The sequence below is a fragment of the Flavilitoribacter nigricans DSM 23189 = NBRC 102662 genome, from assembly GCF_002646595.1.
GTDB classification, from domain to species: Bacteria; Bacteroidota; Bacteroidia; order Chitinophagales; family Saprospiraceae; genus Flavilitoribacter; species Flavilitoribacter nigricans.
The window spans coordinates 43,713-62,545 of sequence record NZ_PDUD01000040.1 but is presented as its reverse complement, the minus strand read 5'-3'; the positions used below and the strand labels follow the sequence as shown (position 1 = coordinate 62,545).

The window sequence follows — 18,833 nt, the reverse complement described above, 5'->3', positions numbered from 1 at the left end:
AGGACCAACCCACTTCGCGTCATGTATAGATTTACCAACCTGCTTCCCAATCGTTATTTTTCTGTTCAGGATTGCCCGGTTTTTTGATGGTCTCTAAGGGTATTACTTCATTTTATGCGACGGTTTTATTTGAAGTAAATGTGCCTTTAGGTACAAAATGAAGGTAACAAAATGACCATTTCCTGGCTTAGCGTGCCGTAGGTACGCAATATGGTTTTACATGGCCTACCTACGGCACGCTGAACTTGCCGAATTATTGGAAGGCTACCTACATTTCGTCCCTACGGGACTTTTCACCCCTGATTGGCATAATACAAGTTATTGCGCGAACGCCAGAAAGGGATATTCTGGCAGTAGGAATTGAAATGCTATCCGTGATTGTTAGTGAACGTCCCTTCCGGATCAATGATCCCGAATCGCGGGATCGTGTATTCAACTACTTTCCGCATCTTCCACATTTAATGCCCGTTTTTCCCGCTGACGACGCCAGTAATTACCCAGGATCGATCCGGAAATATTCATCCAGGGACTGAAGACGGCGGCCGCGAGGCCCAGCGTAGCCAGTTTGCCCATCACTCCCGCCAGACCGGAAGCCATGCCGCCGTTTTGTAGGCCAACTTCCAGTGCCACCGTCTGACAGGAATCCCGGTCCAGTCCCAGGGCCCGGCTGATCCAATAGCCAAAGGTGTAACCGAGGGAGTTGTGTAGAATGGAAACCAGCAGCATTAACAAACCGACGGTCAGGATATTTTCCCGGCTGGCGGCGGTAGTCACCAGGGTAAAATATACGATCCCGAACATGGACAACATGGGCATAAAACCCCGCACCTTATCGGAATAGGTGGTAGCCAAGTAATAGAGTTTGCCCGCAATAACGGCGCCACCCAAAAAGCTGATCAGTTCTATGGCGGTGAGCATGCCCACGGAAAGGCTGGAGGCCAGGCGATCCCACAGACCGAGCGTCAGTGCCGTTAGCCAGATCACGGCGATGATGAAGATGATGTTTACAATGCGGATCCAGCGTTCCGGCCCCGATTTGAACAGGTCGTATAACATGGCCGCTCCGATCGGAACGATCACGATCTTGATGATCTGAATACACATATCCAGAAAGTGGACTTCTACATAAGTGCCAGCCAGGATCTTCATGAGCAGGGGTGTCATGATCGGTGCCAGCAGGGTAGCTACGGCGGTCAGGGTAACCGATAAGGTCAGGTTAGCCCCGGCCAGATAAACCATCACATTGGAAGCCAGACCACTGGAGCAGGACCCGATGAGGACGATGCCCGCCGCAATTTCCGGGTCAAAATGAAAGATCCGGGTCAGCGTAAATCCGACGACGGGCATAATGGAGAACTGGCAAAGAATACCGACCAGCACCCCTTTGCCCATGCTGCGGATATTGGTGAAATCCCGGAAGCTCATCTGGGTACCCATGCCAAACATCACTAGTTGAACTACGATGAGGATCAACCAGGGATTTCTGAGGTCAAGGTCCCCCCAGGATAAAAAAGCAGCGGGATAGAGCATGCCGCAAACGATGGCTACGATGATCCAGGCGGTGTACTGGTAATTTTTTAGAGACGGCACCGCACCCAAACCGAAGGCCAGCGTGATGGCGCTTCCAACCGCCAGAGGAGCCTGCCAGCTTTCCAACTGAAAGAGTAGTGCAATTAATAACAGAGCGAGGGCGGCAAGCCCGGCCCGCAGGGCGATCTTTCGGATCGTTATCATGACCTAAGGGTTTGGATCTGGCAAAAGAACAAATGAATTTTTGATCGGAGAACGGGGTCCGAATCCCTACAGAATTTCCGCCAGATGCTGGATCGCCAATTCCGGACTGGTGATGATGGGCACCTTTTTGTCGGCTTCCGCAAGCTGACCAACCACCCGGGCCATCGATGCCTGGGCCAGCAGAATGACGTCTACCTGCTGGGCCAGTTCCTTTAGGGCATTGGCTACCATCCGGTCGTGCACCTCGGGCTGACCTCCCATCAGGGCATCGAAGGCACCGGCACACAGCCGGGAAGTCAACTTGATCTCTTTTCCCGCATGAACTGCCCGACGGCGTACTAAATCACTAGTTGGCTCCAGGGTAGTAGGAAGAGTGGCAACCACCCCAATCCGGGTGCCCATCTGCACCGCTTTATCCGCCATGGGCTGGTCGACGCGCAGCACGGGTATCTTAGTCAGTGTAGCCGCCGTTTCTACCGCCGGCCCGATCGAGGAACAGGTCACCAGGATGTAATCAGCGCCGGCTTCTTCCGCCGAGGTAACGTAGTCGACTACCCGACGGGAAGTGTCCGGCGTGAGTGCCCCGCGCTCGATGGTGTTTTTGATCAGACTGTCGTCCGAAATATTGAAGATCTTGAGATCCTTATCGGCCAGATATTTGTCCGTCAGTGCCTGGAATACCGGCACCAGGGTGGCTGAGGTATGGATTAGTCCTAATGTTTTTGCCATAGTTTCAGATTTATATTTTTCCATTTTTTAAGGTTTCAAAATAGGTCGCATCACCTACCTGGCCACCTTTGATATTCACCTCGATACCGTCTACCGGTGAACCAGTGGCGTAGGCCCGGCAGACGGGAGCCCCGGGAAAGGCCGGAGCAATCATTTCTACCGCCTCAATTCCCAGTTCCCTTGCTACAAAACTCGAAGTGTCACCACCGGCAATGACCAGGCGATCGACCGGTGATTGTGCCAGCGCCGCCCGGGCCGAACGGCCCAGCAACTGCCCGAATCTGAGGGCGGTATAAGCTCTTTTTTGGGTTTCGTTCCAATCCTGGCGAGCAAGAAAATCCCTGATCTGCGCGATCCGCGGATCATCCGGACCCTTGGCGGTATGCAGGATCACACTTTTATTCCGCCGCAACTGATCCAGTATCTGATCGCGGTAATGGGCAATGAATGGTTCCGGATCGGCGGCTTCCAGGGCCGCAAGCTCGACTGCGACCTCCGCAAATCCCCGCTGCAGGGCCCATTCGATCTGATCGGCCGTGATGGGAGATACACTTCCCGAAAGTACCAGCATGGGCTCCACTTTTTGCAGACTTTCCCACTGGTTTCTTTCCTGGAGTTGTCCTTCCGCCTTCCAAAGATCACCGAGGGCTTTCTCTATTCCGGATGATCCCACGGAAAAAAGGGGATGCAGCTCGCGGGCCAACTGATCGAAAACCTCGCCGATGTGGATCATTTGCCGATCGTACATGGCGTCAAAAAAAATGATCTTTTTCCCGGCTGCAATTTCCCCGTTCAGTTTGTCGATCAGGGCGTTCGGCCCGGCTTCCAGGTCGGTCAGGTCGACCAGGCCGATAGGCAGGCCGGTTTGCCGGGCCAGATGCAAACGCAGATCACTTTCCGTCGCCGGGGTGACCGGGTGCGCCCGCATGGAAGGATGCCGGTCGAGCCGGTGAATGGCTCCCCGGCTACCGATCCCCATGCGGGCGAACAGATTGCCGAATGCCGCGTAACGACCGAGGTGGGGCGCGGCTACCAAAACTGGCGTAAAGGGATTGCGAAAAACCTCGAGGCCCGTTTCGATGGCCGTGCCGATATTACCCGTTTCGGGGGAAGAATCAAACGTGGAACAAACTTTATAATGAACGTGGGTTGGACGAAGAGACTGCAGACTGGCAAATGCCTCCCGGAGCGTTTCGGCCATGGCTGCGGGTTCCATCGTCCGCGTCATGCCGGCCACGCCGATGGCTTCCGGATCCCCAAAGCGCCGGATCTGATCCCGGGACGGATTGTCCAGGAACAGCACGGTGCGGGCTCCCGCCCGACTCAGGAATTCCAGGGCGTCCGTAGAGCCCGTGAAATCATCGCCGTAAAAGGCCAGTTTTATGTTGTTGTCTGCTTCCATTTGTGATCGTTAGCCGAATTTTTCTACCGACCTTCCAAATTCAAGGTGTTTGGCGGCGGCTTCTTCCAGTGTCAAACCGGCCACCGCGCTTTCCCAGGCCTGACGCAGCGCCCGAACGCCCCCTTCCGGGCCGAGCGGGTGCGCTATGATACCCCCACCGGCCATGTACAACAGGTCAGTAGTCTTGGTACGTTTGTAGGTCTCGAATGCCTGGCCGCCCCATTGCCCCGAAGATACCACTGGCAGTACCGACTCATTGCCGATGAAAGGCGTGTGGCAGGATCGGATGGAACGCACCACAGAATCATCCGATTCCCAGAATTTATTCTTGATGCCGTTTACGTGCATCTGGTCTACACCGGCGAGTCGCCAGATCTTGTTATAAGCCGGGAAATTGATACCCAGTAAGGGGTGACGGTTGAGCATGCCCCAGCCGTTCCGGTGTCCGTGGATGGACAGTGCGCCCCGGTCGCACAAGCGTTTTACTCCGGACCAGCCGACGCTATTGATACTTACCATGGCGCAGGTGCCTCCGGCTTTTACCACCGTATCGTAATTGGCTTCCATCGTTTCCAGATCGCCGGTAATATTGAAGGCATACATCACCCGCTTTCCCGTGCGATCGGCAAAATTATTGATGACCCGCATGATCTTTTCCACCCGGGCGGCAAACGGGGAATTGGCCGTAGAGGTCATCAATTCATCGTCTTTGACAAAATCGATGCCGGCTTCGGCAAGTGTTTTTACCAGTTGGGCCGTGTATTCGGGCGTAAGTCCGACACTCGGTTTGATGATGGTGCCGATCATCGGGCGTCCGGCCGTTACGCCGGCCAGTTGCATAGTGCCCTCCAATCCGAACGCTGGTCCGCGGAAACGATCGGTGAAGGTTGCCGGTAGTTCAATATCATCGAGTTTCAGGCCGGTAAATTGGCGCAGCTCATACAGATTGCCCTGAATGGTCGAGATCAGCGCCGGGATATTGTAGCCCACATTGTCCAACGGCCAGGAAACTTTCACCCTGGCCCGCTTGAAAGTAGTATTAGCGGGCGTATCGCCGGGTAATGCCGGTTCGGATACTTCTTCCAGCAGTTCGATTTGTTCCACCCGGGCGGCAAAACGGGTCTTGAGTTCGGCGGTTTCACCGGGTACCGCGACAAAGGTTCCGCTGGATTGCTCGCCGGCGAGGACCGCTGCTGCGTCTTCCACGGGGTAGGGGGTCTCGATGAGGTAATAGGCCGCTATTCGTTCCATGATTCGAATTTAACGATTAATCAATACTTCGATATCCTTCGCCCGGGCCGGTGGTTCCACCCGAATGATATTTACCTGCCCATTCCGTAATTCGGCTTCGATCCGGGTATCTTGGGGAGCATGCAGTTTGAATCGAACGTCCCACTCCGCGGGCCAGGCGGGGAACAGGTAGATCTTGTCCCCGTGGCTTTGCACCAGCATTTCCTGCAGACCGATCATGCCCGATCCACCCCAGTTGTGATCGGGTACCCAGTCGAAACCGGGCCCCCAGAAAGCGGGGAAGCGCCGACCGGAATCCTGCAATTTCAGCACACTCAGTTGCTGTGCCTCCTCGGTCAAACCCAGTCTGGCCGCGAAAATATTGTACTGCTTCCAGCTGATATGATCCTTGAACCGGAGTACATCCGGATCGTAGCGGTAGGTGTTAACCGCCGTTTCCAGATCGGGCCGCCCGATGCCGTAGATCCCCCAGGGGTAAACCGGGTAAAGTTGCGGGGCTTCGGTATTGTTGACGCGTTCCCACAATCTAGCCGGAGCGATCGTCCGGTGCCCCGCAAATTCGGTAAAACTCAAGGGCGGGATACGTTGGCGAAAATCCTGCCATTTTTGGCGCTCTTCTTCATGCAGGTAATGATCCGGCAGTGCCAGCAGTTTTTCGGTAACGACCTGCAGACCCGCAACGGTGGAACTGGCATTGTAGGCCATCTTGTAGGTTTCACAGGAAGAGCCGGGATACAGTACCAGATGCCCCTGCTCATCCAGCGTTTTTCTTCCTCTATTTTTAGCCAGGTACTGGTAGTGTTCATCGAAAAAGGTCAGGCAGCTGGTGATGAGTGGGATATAGTCCGAGATATCTTCCGCCCGGTAATCGTGCAGCATTAAAGCCATCAGACAGAATTCCAGGGCCGTGTCCCACTGGTATTCCAGCCAGGCATTGTACATCAGGCCGGCGTCATAGTCTGCCGGGCGTTTCCAGCCGTATTCCGTGCAGTTGGGTAGACCGAAATTTTCGATTTGTTCCGTAAAACAGGCGCCGTCGTGTCCCCAGTACACCTGGCTGCGTAGCTCGGCATTGCCGAGGATGCGGGTGTAAAATTCAAGTTGGGGCCGCAGGAGGTCAAAATCGCCCGATCGGAAGAGGGGGAAATACACCAGGCGCTGGTTTTGGGCGGTAAAAGTACCGCCGCCCCAGTTGCGGAAATCGGGACTAAAAGCCCGGGTGGAATCAATAAATCCGGGATCGTAGGTAAATAATCCACCGTTGAATTTGGTGGGATACTGGCCAAAAGCATTGCACCCCAGCATGTAGCGGAACAGTTGGTAGTTGCGTCCAATTTGCCATGCTTTGGTACTTTCAGCTATCTCGTTTTCCTCGATGAAAATGTAGCTGCGCTCCCAAAAATCGGCCCACCACTTCCGTGTTCTTTCGCGGGCACTGGTTTCCGGGCTTTCGGTGTATTGCCGAAGGGCGGTTTCCCAATCCGCCGGGCTCGGGTACTGGCCGGTATGGAGTTGGATCTCCAGTTGGTGTTTTTTTGCGGGCGACCGGCTTTCCAGTTTCCAGCCGCGGTAGGGCGTCGACTGGTAAGTACCGTTCAGGGTGCCGGCGGGGACGAAATTGTCACCCCGCATTTCTCCTCCGAAGGTGAGCTGGTGTAATGGATCAAACAGTTGATCTTTGACGGCTTCCAGTTGTTGCTGCTGAACGGTTTGATCGAAAACGGTCTTTCCCTGGTTGTGGTGGTAAAAGAGCACGGCATTCTCCACAAAATCGATCTCGTCTTTTTTGGTCATCAAGCCTTCCGGCAGTACCCATTTGTAGGAGGTGCCGAAGCCTTCATTTTTTTGTAGCAGTTTATCCTGGAAACGCCAGTTCTCGTAGGTTGCTTCCGCTTTGACCGGAAGGTTGCTGCTGATCTCGAGATGGATTACCGGAGCAAATACATCAACCCAAAGGAGGATGTCCGCCGATCGATTACCATTTTGGCCACTGATCTTGACACTGCCCTCGGTTAGATCGAGTTCCTGCCGGAAGTTGGTGCCTTCCAGTGGATTGGGAGATAACTTCACCCGTACCCGCCCCAGTTTCGGCATCGCATTGTTTTCATCAAAAGTGCCGCTGCGCGCTATGTAGAATAGTAGTTCCCCGTTTTCTACCCAAACGTTCAGCCCGATATCACCACCCCCGCACGGCATTGACTCCGAAGCGTCCCGGCTTTGCTGATCCCATACGATATGGTACTGGTCCAGTCCGGTCAACTGGCCAAATCCATTGGTCATATAGAACAGCAACAGGATAATAAGCGGGACGTTTTTCATGTGAAAATTGCTTTGCTCATCAGGGAGTAAGTAGATGCTATCTGATCATGATGGTGATCCATACGATCACTCATTTTCCAGATCAAAACTGAGATACAGCGTTCCCTGCTGCTTACCGGACACATCCTGCGGTTTGGAGGAAGGTCCCACCAGGTCCGTAGTGTTCACCTTATTCCGGACGGCGGGAATGACATCCAGCACCGAAATACCTGAATTGGGGAATGTGTACAGCAAGGCATCCCGGCCGTCGCGCGGGGCATAGACGCCCAGATAGTTATCGTAATTTTCGGTCCCGATCCGGATCTTTCCTTCCGCGGTCGTCAGTTCCATCCAGTGCCAGTTCCCGAAATAGCCCTTGAATTCCGGGTAAACAAAACTCTCGCCGGGAATCGGATCATTGTAGTCGTTTTCCCAGATATCCAGACTGGTGCCGTGCAAACGGTTTTGCCAAACCCGGTAGGGGCCTTCGCCCAGCCATTTTTTTGATTGTACTTTTGCCTCCGGATAGTCAAATTTGATGCCCATCAGTTCGACCACTCCCTGGTAGGCATATTCGTAATCCACCCGGATCTCCTTCCCGGAAGCGATCTCCCAGCGCACTTTACGAAGCGGGCCAAAATATTCGGCGGTGATCACCGCTTTGCCGCCCTCCAGTTTGGCCTGAAAATCGATCAGTTTGGAGGTTTCCGAAACGTCTTTGTAGATGCGGTCGACTCCTTTGGGCAGGTTTTCCGCAACCCAGCCATCCAGACTGCGATCTCCCCGCCGGAAAGCTACAAAACGGGGGCCCTGACCAAAGCTTAGCTCCGATTCTCCCTGACTCACTTTTAGCAGCTCCCCGCTGCTGTTGGAGAAATGCAGGGCCTGACTGCCGAGCTGCACAATGGTCTGTGATGGTTCGGTTACGATATTGACGGACTCAGTACTTTTCTTTTCGACCATTTCGATCCGATCGGCCAGATTCCAGGACCAGGTCCAGAGGGATTCACCGTTTTTTCCGATCGCGGTGAGCCGGATAGCGTCTGCATCAGCAAGGTCCGGAAGTGGAAGTTCCAGTATTCCCGATTGCTGGGGCGCGACATCCGGACCTGCTTGTTGTCCTTTTTTGAGGACGTTCCGCACCCCGTTAGCCGAAAAATCGAGTACCTCCCACGCAAAAGTACAGGCATTTAAATTGGTAAAATCGTAGCGGTTCTCGACGGAAAAATTACCGTCAAAATTTCGTTCAAGCTTTTCATTGGTCACCACTACCGGCGACCAGATCTCTTTGACGGTATAAAAACTGCCTTCTTTTTCCAGATGCGGCCCCAGCAGACCGTCGGCCCCGTGGTTGCCGTCATTGTCGATGCGGCCGCCCTGGTCCGTCCGAACGACGCCCTCATCCGCATATACCCAGAGTAAAGCGCCGCCGCACAGGGGATGGTTGCGCATCAGTTCCCAATAATCGTGGAGGCCGCCGCCGTGCCCGCCGTCGTAGAGTCCGTGCAGGATCTCAGTGGGGAAGAAGATATCCTTTCCGCGCAGGTATTCCTGGGTTTCACCGTAGGAGCGATAATGCATGGTCTCAACCCCGTTCAGATCCTGTTGCGGGTGAATAACGGGGCGGCCCTGCGGATCCCATTTGCCGAATTCGTCGTCCAAATCGGTATTCCATCCGCCTTCATTTCCGTTGTCCCAGAAAATGATACTGGGGTGATTGACGTCGCGTACGACCAGTTCCTTCACCAGTTTAATGCCCACACCGGTATCGTATTTGCCGTGCCAGCCTCCGAGTTCATCCAGGACGTAGAGACCCAGCTCGTCACAGGCATCCAGGAACTCCGGATTCGGAGGGTAGTGCGACATGCGGACGGTATTCATGTTCATTTCCTTGATCAGGCGCACATCTTCGTAATTCTGGGCTTTGCTGAGTGTCCGTCCGGTTTCTGGCCGGAAGCTATGTCGATTGACGCCTTTCAGCAGGATCCGCCGGCCATTCAGGTAGAAACCATCCTGCTCCCGGATCTCAAAAGTTCGAAATCCAACCAGGTCCTCGACACGGTGGAGGAGGTTATCCCCTTCGTACAGTTCTATCTCCACAGTGTACAAGTTCGGGGTTTCCGCCGTCCACAGGTCGACTCCTTGCACCTGGGTGCTCAGCACCGTTTTGTCGCTGCCCGCCGGGATCGACTGCTCCAGGGGCACGCCGATCTGATTGCCGGCTGGGTCCAGGATGCGGCTCCGAATTTTATGGTTTGCTCCGAGCGCAAAGCCGGTATACACCTCGGCCAGAAAACGACCATCGGCCCGGGCATCCAGTGCGACCCGATCGATGTATTGGGCCGGACGCGATTCCAGGTAGACTGGCCGGAAAATACCGCCGAAGTTCCAGTAATCCGCACGGCGTTCGGCCAGGTTGACACTGGTATTTTCAGATTCTTTGCTGACCGTAACTTCCAGCAGGTTTTTCTCGCCGAAGCGGATCAGATTGGAAATCTCAAACCCGAAGGTATAAAAACCGCCCTGGTGCAGACTTCCCGCCTTCTGGCCGTTCACCAGTACCCGGGTGTCGGTCATAACCCCTTCAAAAACCAGTCGCAGACTCCGGCCCCGCCAGGATTCCGGCACCTCAAATTCGTATTTGTACAAACCCTGCTCCGTCGGTATCCCCGGATCGGTCGGTTTCCCGTAAAAGTTGACGCCGTAATTGTAGGTGCCGAATCCTTCCTGCTCCCAACAGGAAGGTACCGGAATGGTGGTCCATTCGTCGCTCTTTCTACCTGCGGTGCAGAAAAACTCCCAGTTAACGGCATCCTCTGGGCCATGGCCCGACAGATACATCCGTTCGGTTTCCACCGCATCCTGGGCAAATCCGGTAATTGTCAGCAGTAAACCGGTAATTACAATAGCTATTTTGTGAAGCTGCATTTTCCTGTGTTTTCGATAAAGCAGATCGTCCGGTATGCTGCCGCAATCTGCTGAGAACTTATTTTACAAGTACCTTTTGCACCCCCTGTTGTCCGTCGAACCGGTAGTGGACCAGATAAAGACCAGGTACCAAATGTTCCAGTGATATGCGGTTGGAAGCCCGGTTTTGCAGGAGGACCTTTCCGCTGAGGTCGTAGATCGATACCCTTTCCGGTTTCCCTTCGATATATAAATGCCGGTTACTGACGTAGATCTTGGTGTGGTCTGTAACTTCCCGGACAGCCGTTTCGATGCCGACCAATAAGGTACCGCTACCCACGAACATGCCGGGTTGAGTGATGGCATTGTAGAGCCCATCAGCAAGTTCGCTACCGTTAATGATCGCCCGGTCGACCCGTACCACGGTGTCCAGTTGTATTCTGCCGTTCAGGATCAGGTTGACCCGCAAGGTTTCACCGGCCGACTGCTCGTGCGCGAGTACGACCCGATTATTAAAACTAACTTCGATCAATCCCTGACCAAAGGCGTTGGCGCTGACACCCTCAAAAGCGATGACGGATGTGGCACCACTGCTGGGCGGCTGTTTCAGGTCCCAGGTGCCGGTGAAATCCCGGTTGTCTCCGGCCAGGATAACCGTTCCCCGGTTTTCCGTATCGGCCCGTAGATTGTAGGCCGTGATCCGGGCATTGCCGCTGATAGGACCTCCCAGGTACATGCTGTGGTCGGGAACGGCCCGGCTGTTCATATTGAGACTGATATCGCCCAGAACTTCCAGGGGCGCATCCAGAGAGAATCCCGTTCCGGAGGTCGCGTATCCCAGACTGGTGCCGGCTTCAAGATAGATCGTTCCGGTAGCGCGGTGCGCCCCCCGCAGTCGGATACGACCGCCCTGCTGGACAATTATATCCGCCGGAAAAATGAAGGGCGTAGTTTCCATTTCAATTTTGGTGGTTACGGTTTCACCCGCTTCCGGTAACAGGGCCGGCTGGAAGTGTGTCGGTTCGTCCCAATTGCCGTTTGCACCACCGATAAAGGTGAAAGATCCCGGCCGGCCCACCTTGACCAATCCCGGCCCGCTAATGATCTCGGGATGGGTTTCGGCAGAATATTCTCCGACAGTCTGTAAGCTATCCCCAAGGTAGAACTCGCTCACTATAATATCTTCCAGCAGATGGAGCTGACCACCCGGCAGTACGTAAAGCGGCGTTTCGGGAAAAAAGGCGCCACTGGCTTCCACCCGCAAGGTGCCCGTACTATCCACCCGGACCCCTCTGGCATTGCCCAGCGCTTTGGTAGTTGCAGCGGTCAGTTGGCCATTTATGATGTTCCAGTAACCGGTAAAATCCGGGCTGCTTTCGTTGAGGACCAGATTGCCGTTCCCGGATTTATCCACGCTATGAACGCCAATAAGTTCGGCGTACAGATTAAGGGTATCCGTGATGCGGAAAAATAGACTGTCTTTGGTACGGATCCGTCCTTCCAGGCTGAGGTCTTTTTCGCTGGTAAGGGAAGCCTGAGCTACCGTTAACAGAGTGACTTTACTGGGCGCAATAATTTCGAGACTTGCCCCCTGAGACAGGTGGAGGTCTGCGGCAAAATGCCCGCCGTCAGCAGTGACCAGATACGGTCCTTCCACGTAGGCCGCCTGCGCGGTGTCCGGTACGCCCTGCGGGTCCCAATTGGCAGCCGCTTTCCAGGAAGTGGTGGTATCCGCACCGACCCAGAAAAAATTCGGTATAACGGGAGCTTCGGCGGTTGGGTCCCAGCCGTCGTTGCCGGAAACGACCATTGGTAGAGTATAGGCTTCCGCTTCTTCCGCGGTCAAGGCTCGTATTCCTACCCAATCGGCGCGTCCGCTCATATCCGCTCCCGCTCCGGTATTTTGGTATTCGTATAAATGCAGATCGGGACTGGTATCCGCATAGGCCATATTCCATTTGGTGGGCCAGCCCAGCGGGTCGATCTTTTCCGTCATATCGCAGTACAGCCAGGCCACTTTGGGGTAATCGTTCCAGGGGCGTCCCAGGGCCACCGTGGCACCGTCGTCGCCGGCGCGTGGACTGTTCAGGGCGTAGGTGAGCTTACATGCATTGAAAACAAAACCGTAGAATTGTTCCAGATGGGTAGAGGGCGCCGTGATCCAGCCGCCACCCCAGCTCCGGATCTCACACGCCTGGAAAAAAGCAATGCCGCCGCCGTAGATATAGTCGGTTCGTCCGAGGATCAGACAATTCTCGAAATAGGATCGCCGTCCGCTGCTCCAAAAATAGAGGGTGTCCTGATAGCTGGTCAGGTTACAATTGCGGAAAACGACCCGGTCCGCACGGATAGTGACGGCCTGGGCCTGGCCCACGGGGCCGGCGGTATTCTGGATAGTAAGATTTTCCGCGCGGAAATCATCTCCCATCACCGTGAAGGTAGCGGAGGTTCGGATGTTGTCTCCCGACCACAATTGCGCATCCTCCGCCGGGCATCGACCCTGGTATCCACCGCTGCTGCAGTCGTGCAGGTGGTAACTGATGATGGTCTCTTCCCGGCTTTCGCCGATCAGCACTACATTGGTCTTGGTGGCCGGAACGATCAGTTTTTCGGTATCGTACAATCCCCGTTTGATATAGATGATCGTGGGTACTTCACTGTTATTGGGAACGGCATCGATGGCCGCCTGGATCTTGCTGTAATCGCCGGTGCCGTCCAGCGCAACGATAATATCCGGAGTAAATTCCTGCCCGAATAATGGTCCATTCCAGCAGGAGCAGAGCAGCAGGCCGCAAAGTAAAATCCGGAAACTAAATCTTGCAAATAGGGTCATGATGAATCGGATCATTTGGTGAAATGGTAAATCTAAAGGAATTGAATGCTGCGGGAATGTCCGTAATTCACTTGGATGTAGCATGATTTCACATGATCGGTTGAATGTCTGCGAAAAAATAGAGTATTGATCCAGTTGTCATCTTTTCCGAAAATCTGAAACGGCCCGGGATCATTCGTTGAACCCGGCCGTGGATCTATGAAGGGAAAATTGACAATATCTTGCTCCGCTCCTTCCATCAGTCGATAGGCAACCAGACGGACATTTCGGCCAGTCCGCGGTTATCCCAGGCGAAATAAGGGATAAGCTGTAGCTTTATTTTATCCGCACTTTCGGTATCGATCTCGCGGTAAAGGGTATTGTTCCAGTTGGAGCGTTTATTCCAGTGGAATTCACCTTCCAGGGCGGTCAGTTTGGCCGAACCGATGGTCTTTTGTACCGGTTGGAGCACGATGTTCCGGGGAATGCTGATATCGAATAAATTGCAGTTTTCCGGCAGATCGTTCCCTTCCAGACAGTATACCACCGGACCGTATTGTACAGCCACCTGATTCCGGTTGCCTTCTACCAGCGGATTGGATTCGATCAGTTTGGCCCGAAGTGGCAGATGTAGTCGCACGCGGTCTCCTTTTTTTAGATCGTTCTCGAGTGCAACGTATTGGCCACCCCGGAGTCCACTGTCGACCACCTGGCCATTCACCGAAAGCTCGGCTTCTTTGGCCCAGGCCGGTACGCGCAGATAGAGGCCGTACCCGCGCGGGAATTCCTGGATCCGGATGTTGATGTCTTCCCCGAAAGGATAGTCGGTATCCTGACTCAGTTCGATCCGCCGACCGTCCCCCAAAGTGGTTTTCAGATCATTGGAACCGTAGAGATTGACGTAAAGACCGTCATCCGCCAGATTGTAAATATAATTCTGCAACTGAGCGATGGTGCGTATGGTATTCGGCGGACAGCAATTGCAGTAGCTGATATACTCCTCCCGGTCTTTGGACCAGCGCAGGTCACTGCTCAGATCATCGGTATTGACACAGAGCGGATTGGTGTAGAAATAACCCTTGCCGTCGAGGCTGACCCCGGCGAGCAGGCTATTGTACATCACACGTTCCATGAGGTCGGCGTATTTGGCATCGGCGGTCACCTGCAGCATCCGCCAGTTCCACAACAGATTGCCGATGTTGGCGCAGGATTCATTATGCGCGGTGAGATTGGGTAACTCGTAGGGGCGACCGTAGGCCTGGTGGACCTGCTGGATGGTATTTTGCTTGTAGGTCGTGCCGTTGGGCGAAACCCCGTCGTACAACGCGCCGCAGGCGCCGGTAATGTACATTTTGCGCTGCACCAGATCCTGCCAGATCAGGTCCAGGGCCTGGAACAGGGAGTCGTCGCCCGTTTCGGCGTACACATCGGCCACACCGGCGTATAGGTAATTGGCCCGGACTGCGTGCCCCACCGCTTCGGTCTGTTGTTTGAAAGGGATCCGGTCCTGATTGTGGTCCGTGCCGTTCTCTACCAGACTGCGAATGTCGATCAGGTTCTCGGCCAGTTCCAGGTATTTCGGATCTTTGGTGGTACGGTACATCTCCACTACGCCCATATAGTGCGACGGGCAGATGGCATTGCGTGCCAGTTCGGCCGAGGCTCTTTTGTAAAAGTTGTAGAGAAAATCGGTCGCTTTTTCGGCAATATCGAGCAGATTGGACTTGCCGGTAATTCGGTGGTGCAGACAAGCGGCCGTCATCAGATGGCCCATATTGTAAGTCTCAAAATCCAGCCGTTCGATAAACTCATGTTTTTTACCGGGCTCATTGATCGCTTTGATCAGGGCTTTGGTGTGGATGTAGCCATCCTTCCGTTGCCCCTTACCAATGACCTCAATGATCCGGTCGATCTCCCGGTCCAACTGCGGGTCCTTAGAAACCGAAAGGATCATGATCGCCCCTTCCAGCATTTTGTAAAAATCCCCGTCGTGGAAAGAAGGGCCCTTGTGGGTGCCCTCCCGGAGCCCAGCGGCGATCTCAAAATTGGTGTAGGCGTGGCTGATCTCCTCGTCCATATAATTCCCCAGCATATGGGGGACCATCGAGGATTCGCAGACCTCGAATCGGTCCGCCCAAAACCCTGCAGTCCAGTGTACGTCGCCCAGGTTCACACCACTGAGTTTAGCGTACGGGCTGGCGCTGGTGACGGTAATGGCTCTATCCTGGGCCGTTCCCGGACGGCTGAGCAGGCAGCAAAAGAACAAAATAAGAATGGCTGAATAAGTTGTCTGCTTCATATCGTTTTAATTAAATCAGTTAGGGGTTACTGTGGTCGGCCGAACCGATCAGCGTACCGTTCAATTGATCGTAATGGCCACATTTGCCAAAAATCCAAAGGGAATATGGTAGTAGGTATCCGTCCAGATGGCCAGATCTTTCCTGGTTTTGCGTAGATCGTACCAGTCCGCCTCACCCCGGCCGTCGGGGAATCCTCCGGCCCCGGTAAAACTGTTCGGCCCAACCTTGATCAGTTCGCCGCCCCGATGGTGATGGGGCCCCAGCAGGTTGCGCAGCGAATTGACTATTTTGAGTTGAATGGCATTCCGGCCTGGTTTTATATAATCAGTGATATCCGTCCGATACGGCGACCAGCTCAGGGTATCCACGAACTGCTCGTTGATGCTCACCTCAATAACCATGGCCGCCACTTCCGAAAGATCCAGGGTGTAGCGTTTACCGGGTTCCTTTTCGTCGATCTCAAAGGAATTGGCAAGTGTGAAGCTCCCGGCATAAAATGGATATCCCTGGAGCGTCAGGTTCTCCGAAAACCGGCTTTTTTCCCGATCCAGGAAATAGTCTTCAAAAGCATAGGCGGGCCGGTCGGCCAGATCCTTGGATCGATTACGCTGGGTATCGGAAATGGTATCTACCTGTTCGGAAAATACGCCGAAGTCTCCGGTCAGGTAAATACTTTCCAATTCCGTTTCGTACCGCTGCGCCGGTTCCGGACTGAGTGGATCCGGTGGCGAAAAGCTGATCTGCAGATCGATCTCGTTACGGCCGGTGCGAAGTAAGCTGGTGATATCCCGGCTGGCAATCCCCCGGTCGATGAAATAGTCCCCGTTTTTTCCGAAGGTCACCGTTTGCCGGTTGACCTGTATTTGTCGAAAGTTATGCGGACGCTCTATGGCCAGCGCGCACTGTTCCGGCAGGCTCTGGATGGCGGCCGAAAACTTCAGCCGCAGGTCTCCCCGGTATTGCTCCTCTTTCAAGCGGTTCCAGATACCGATAACCGGCTCGGGTTCGCTGTAGGTCTGCCCGCCGTCCATGGAATAGGCGGCAAAATCGAGAAGCAGGGCGTTGGGATCCAGTCTTTTGCCCAGCCAGGGCGTTTGTAGCTGTAATCGGGCAGTTGTGGACCGGGGCGAATCACTTTGCCGAAGGTTCGGTACATTTTTACTGAGCTGTCCCGTTGTGATCCAGTAAAATCCGCCGGGGGCCAGTTGCAGGGAGATATTCCCATCAGGATTCGCCAGAAGCCGGGAAGTACTACCTTCCGCCGGGTCCCAGAGCACCGGATCGGTTGTTCCCGCCGGCAGTTGTATCTGCATGCTTACTGCGGAAACATTGGAGCGGTTGTAGAGCAGATAAAACTGGTCGGGCCCGGCCTTTCGGGTCTGCAGCCAGATATCTTCTGCCTGATCGCCATCGATCCGGAGCGCGGCTGGTATCTTTTGCGTCAGTTCTTTTTCAAAGGTCTCACCGTAAAGTGACGTAACGGCATATCGCAGGCGGCTCAGTGCCTGCGGATCTTCCCGGCCGTCAAAATACCGGGGCAATTTTCCCGTACTGAAAATAGCGCCTCCCGCTCGGGAAAATTTTAACAATAGCTGAAGCGTAGTCCGTCGCAGACTCAACATGGATGGGAGGATGACGTATCGGTACTGCATCTCACCGACCGTTATCCTATTGGCGTCCACCTCGCCGATATCGCTGAGGATCTCCTCGTCTCCCATGTCGAAATCTATGTGGTGATCCTGCAGGCTTTCTAGGACCTGCAGCGTGCTACCGGTAAACTCCCCTTCATTCCTGCTTTTGAGGTATTCACTTTCCAGCGGACTGATCACCAGTACCCGGGGATCGTATTGGCCAACGGTAGCGGCGTAACTGATCCGGCCCAGATAATCCTCGATTATTTTGTTATACGGCCAGTAGGGCTGGTGGTAGGAGAAGGTTGGTGGATAATCTCTTTTTCGGGCGCCGGTAATGCTGTACGAGGTCAGGTGCGGGCAGAAATGGTTGATCCCCAGAACGGCGTGCCAGCCGCCCAGCCACTTCCTTTCCTGGAAGTTGATGTTCTGACCGCTGATTCCGAATAGCTCGCTCAGTCGCATGCGTTTGCCGTACTGATTGGCAACGCTGCTGAGATATTTGGCAGTGATGATCCGCTTATCGATGGTGAGTCCCAGATGATCTATGCCGGGCTGCTGCATGCTGCGGTAGTGGAGGGAGGAATTACCGATGCGGTCCCGTACTTTTTGTAAGCCATCCTCCCCCAGAAAATGGCCGGTAAGTTGAGCTCCGTGCTCTGCACAAAATTCGGCGATCTGCCGGGTGTAACTTTCTTCGAACAGCAGGGATTTAGCCCGGTGGTATTGCCAGCGGACTTCCCGCCAGTTTCCTTTTTCTTCGAACAGCAGATCGACCTGATCACGCAAAGCATCTCCGTACAGTTCCCAGAATTTTTCTTCCAGATAAGGAGAGTAGGAGAGGGTACCGTAGTGTTTGGTGCCAGCGGGAAAATAGCGGGCGTGGATATGGGGCTCGTCCGTAAAGATGAAAAGTTCTCCGGCTTTGATCTTCGGGCCGAATTTTCCAAAATAGGGGAGATGGGTACTTTCCATGAACTGCCGCACCGCTTTCGGATTGTAAAGGTCGACGTAACAGGTGCCGTTGAAAATATCGTAGCCGTATTGCGCCGTATACTGAATGTATTGAAATGCACTGTCCTTCTTAAGCACGGTCGATCCGGGGGGCAGGGCCGTTTCGAGGTCGAGTTTCGCCAGCCCCTTCGCACGGAAATCTTCGGATTGTTCCGGAATGAGCCCGCCGGCATAGCCGCTGGGCCATTTGTCCTCATCGTAGAACATGGCCCGGAGTTGAACGTCCCGGGCGGATTCTACTGCCACATTCATCAGCTCCCACCATTCTTCACTAAGGTAATCCGTGAGCAGTCCCTGGCGGCTGTGCAAATAAAAGCCACCGAAACCGGCCTGTTTGAAATCCCGGATCTGCCGGCTTAGTTCTCCGGCCTCCAGACTGTCGTTAAGGGAGTAAAACGGATGGGAACGAAATTCATTGGGAGGATCTAAAAACCAGTCGTATTTAAATGAATAATCCGCTATCGGCAAAGCTGCATTCCGTTCGACTGGATCCGGAACGGGATGGCTCCGGCAGGCAAACAGGAATACCAGCACTGCGCACGGCCCAATAAGACTGATTTTGATATTAGATCTCACCTTGGTTTTTCTGTTCTTGCTTTCAAATAATAGGCGAATGCAGCCCAATATAGGGACAAAATCTTTTGTTGGAGTGCATAAAAACAAATAATTAAAATTCTTCTAAAATGTAAACGTTTACACGATAATTATTCTCTTTTTTTACCAAAAAAGACAAATTTTTCAGATACTTTTAGGCT

At 54.0% G+C, this 18,833-nt stretch carries 9 protein-coding genes; all 9 read right to left on the bottom strand.

Annotation, left to right across the window (positions count from 1 at the left end; genetic code table 11):
* Positions 1–432 precede the first annotated feature (432 nt).
* Positions 433–1,734: a bile acid:sodium symporter family protein gene (locus CRP01_RS32080; RefSeq protein WP_099154173.1), complete on the bottom strand. Its 1,302-nt coding sequence runs from the start codon at positions 1,732–1,734 to the stop codon at positions 433–435.
* A 66-nt stretch (positions 1,735–1,800) separates the two neighbouring features.
* Complete coding sequence (locus tag CRP01_RS32075) at positions 1,801–2,463, bottom strand: aspartate/glutamate racemase family protein (protein WP_099154218.1); 663 nt, start codon at positions 2,461–2,463, stop codon at positions 1,801–1,803.
* Positions 2,464–2,473: 10 nt separating this feature from the next.
* Positions 2,474–3,865, bottom strand: coding sequence for a four-carbon acid sugar kinase family protein (locus CRP01_RS32070; protein WP_099154172.1), 1,392 nt, complete (start codon positions 3,863–3,865; stop codon positions 2,474–2,476).
* A gap of 9 nt (positions 3,866–3,874) precedes the next feature.
* Positions 3,875–5,116 (bottom strand): ribulose-bisphosphate carboxylase large subunit family protein, encoded by a 1,242-nt coding sequence (locus CRP01_RS32065; RefSeq protein ID WP_099154171.1) that lies wholly within the window; start codon positions 5,114–5,116, stop codon positions 3,875–3,877.
* A gap of 9 nt (positions 5,117–5,125) precedes the next feature.
* The gene (locus CRP01_RS32060; RefSeq protein WP_099154170.1) at positions 5,126–7,435 is read right to left on the bottom strand and encodes a DUF5703 domain-containing protein; all 2,310 of its coding nucleotides are present in this window, start codon (positions 7,433–7,435) and stop codon (positions 5,126–5,128) included.
* 66 nt (positions 7,436–7,501) lie between these two features.
* Positions 7,502–10,342 carry a glycoside hydrolase family 2 TIM barrel-domain containing protein gene (locus CRP01_RS32055; RefSeq protein ID WP_099154169.1) on the bottom strand — a complete coding sequence of 947 codons (2,841 nt, stop codon included), beginning with the start codon at positions 10,340–10,342 and terminating at the stop codon, positions 7,502–7,504.
* A gap of 58 nt (positions 10,343–10,400) precedes the next feature.
* A complete protein-coding gene (locus CRP01_RS32050) occupies positions 10,401–13,154 on the bottom strand; it encodes a pectinesterase family protein (protein WP_170110622.1) in 2,754 nt (917 codons plus the stop codon).
* Positions 13,155–13,392: 238 nt separating this feature from the next.
* Entirely contained in the window at positions 13,393–15,432 is a 2,040-nt protein-coding gene (locus CRP01_RS32045) for an aceric acid hydrolase (RefSeq protein WP_099154167.1), read from the bottom strand.
* A 60-nt stretch (positions 15,433–15,492) separates the two neighbouring features.
* Entirely contained in the window at positions 15,493–18,654 is a 3,162-nt protein-coding gene (locus tag CRP01_RS32040) for a hypothetical protein (RefSeq protein ID WP_143473620.1), read from the bottom strand.
* Positions 18,655–18,833 lie beyond the last annotated feature (179 nt).

Coding starts and splice junctions, on each gene's coding strand:
- CRP01_RS32045 (WP_099154167.1), bottom strand. CDS start 15,432: ATGAAGCAGACAACTTATTCAGCCATTCTTATTTTGTTCTTTTGCTGC.
- CRP01_RS32050 (WP_170110622.1), bottom strand. CDS start 13,154: ATGACCCTATTTGCAAGATTTAGTTTCCGGATTTTACTTTGCGGCCTG.
- CRP01_RS32055 (WP_099154169.1), bottom strand. CDS start 10,342: ATGCAGCTTCACAAAATAGCTATTGTAATTACCGGTTTACTGCTGACA.
- CRP01_RS32060 (WP_099154170.1), bottom strand. CDS start 7,435: ATGAAAAACGTCCCGCTTATTATCCTGTTGCTGTTCTATATGACCAAT.
- CRP01_RS32075 (WP_099154218.1), bottom strand. CDS start 2,463: ATGGCAAAAACATTAGGACTAATCCATACCTCAGCCACCCTGGTGCCG.
- CRP01_RS32080 (WP_099154173.1), bottom strand. CDS start 1,734: ATGATAACGATCCGAAAGATCGCCCTGCGGGCCGGGCTTGCCGCCCTC.
- CRP01_RS32065 (WP_099154171.1), bottom strand. CDS start 5,116: ATGGAACGAATAGCGGCCTATTACCTCATCGAGACCCCCTACCCCGTG.
- CRP01_RS32070 (WP_099154172.1), bottom strand. CDS start 3,865: ATGGAAGCAGACAACAACATAAAACTGGCCTTTTACGGCGATGATTTC.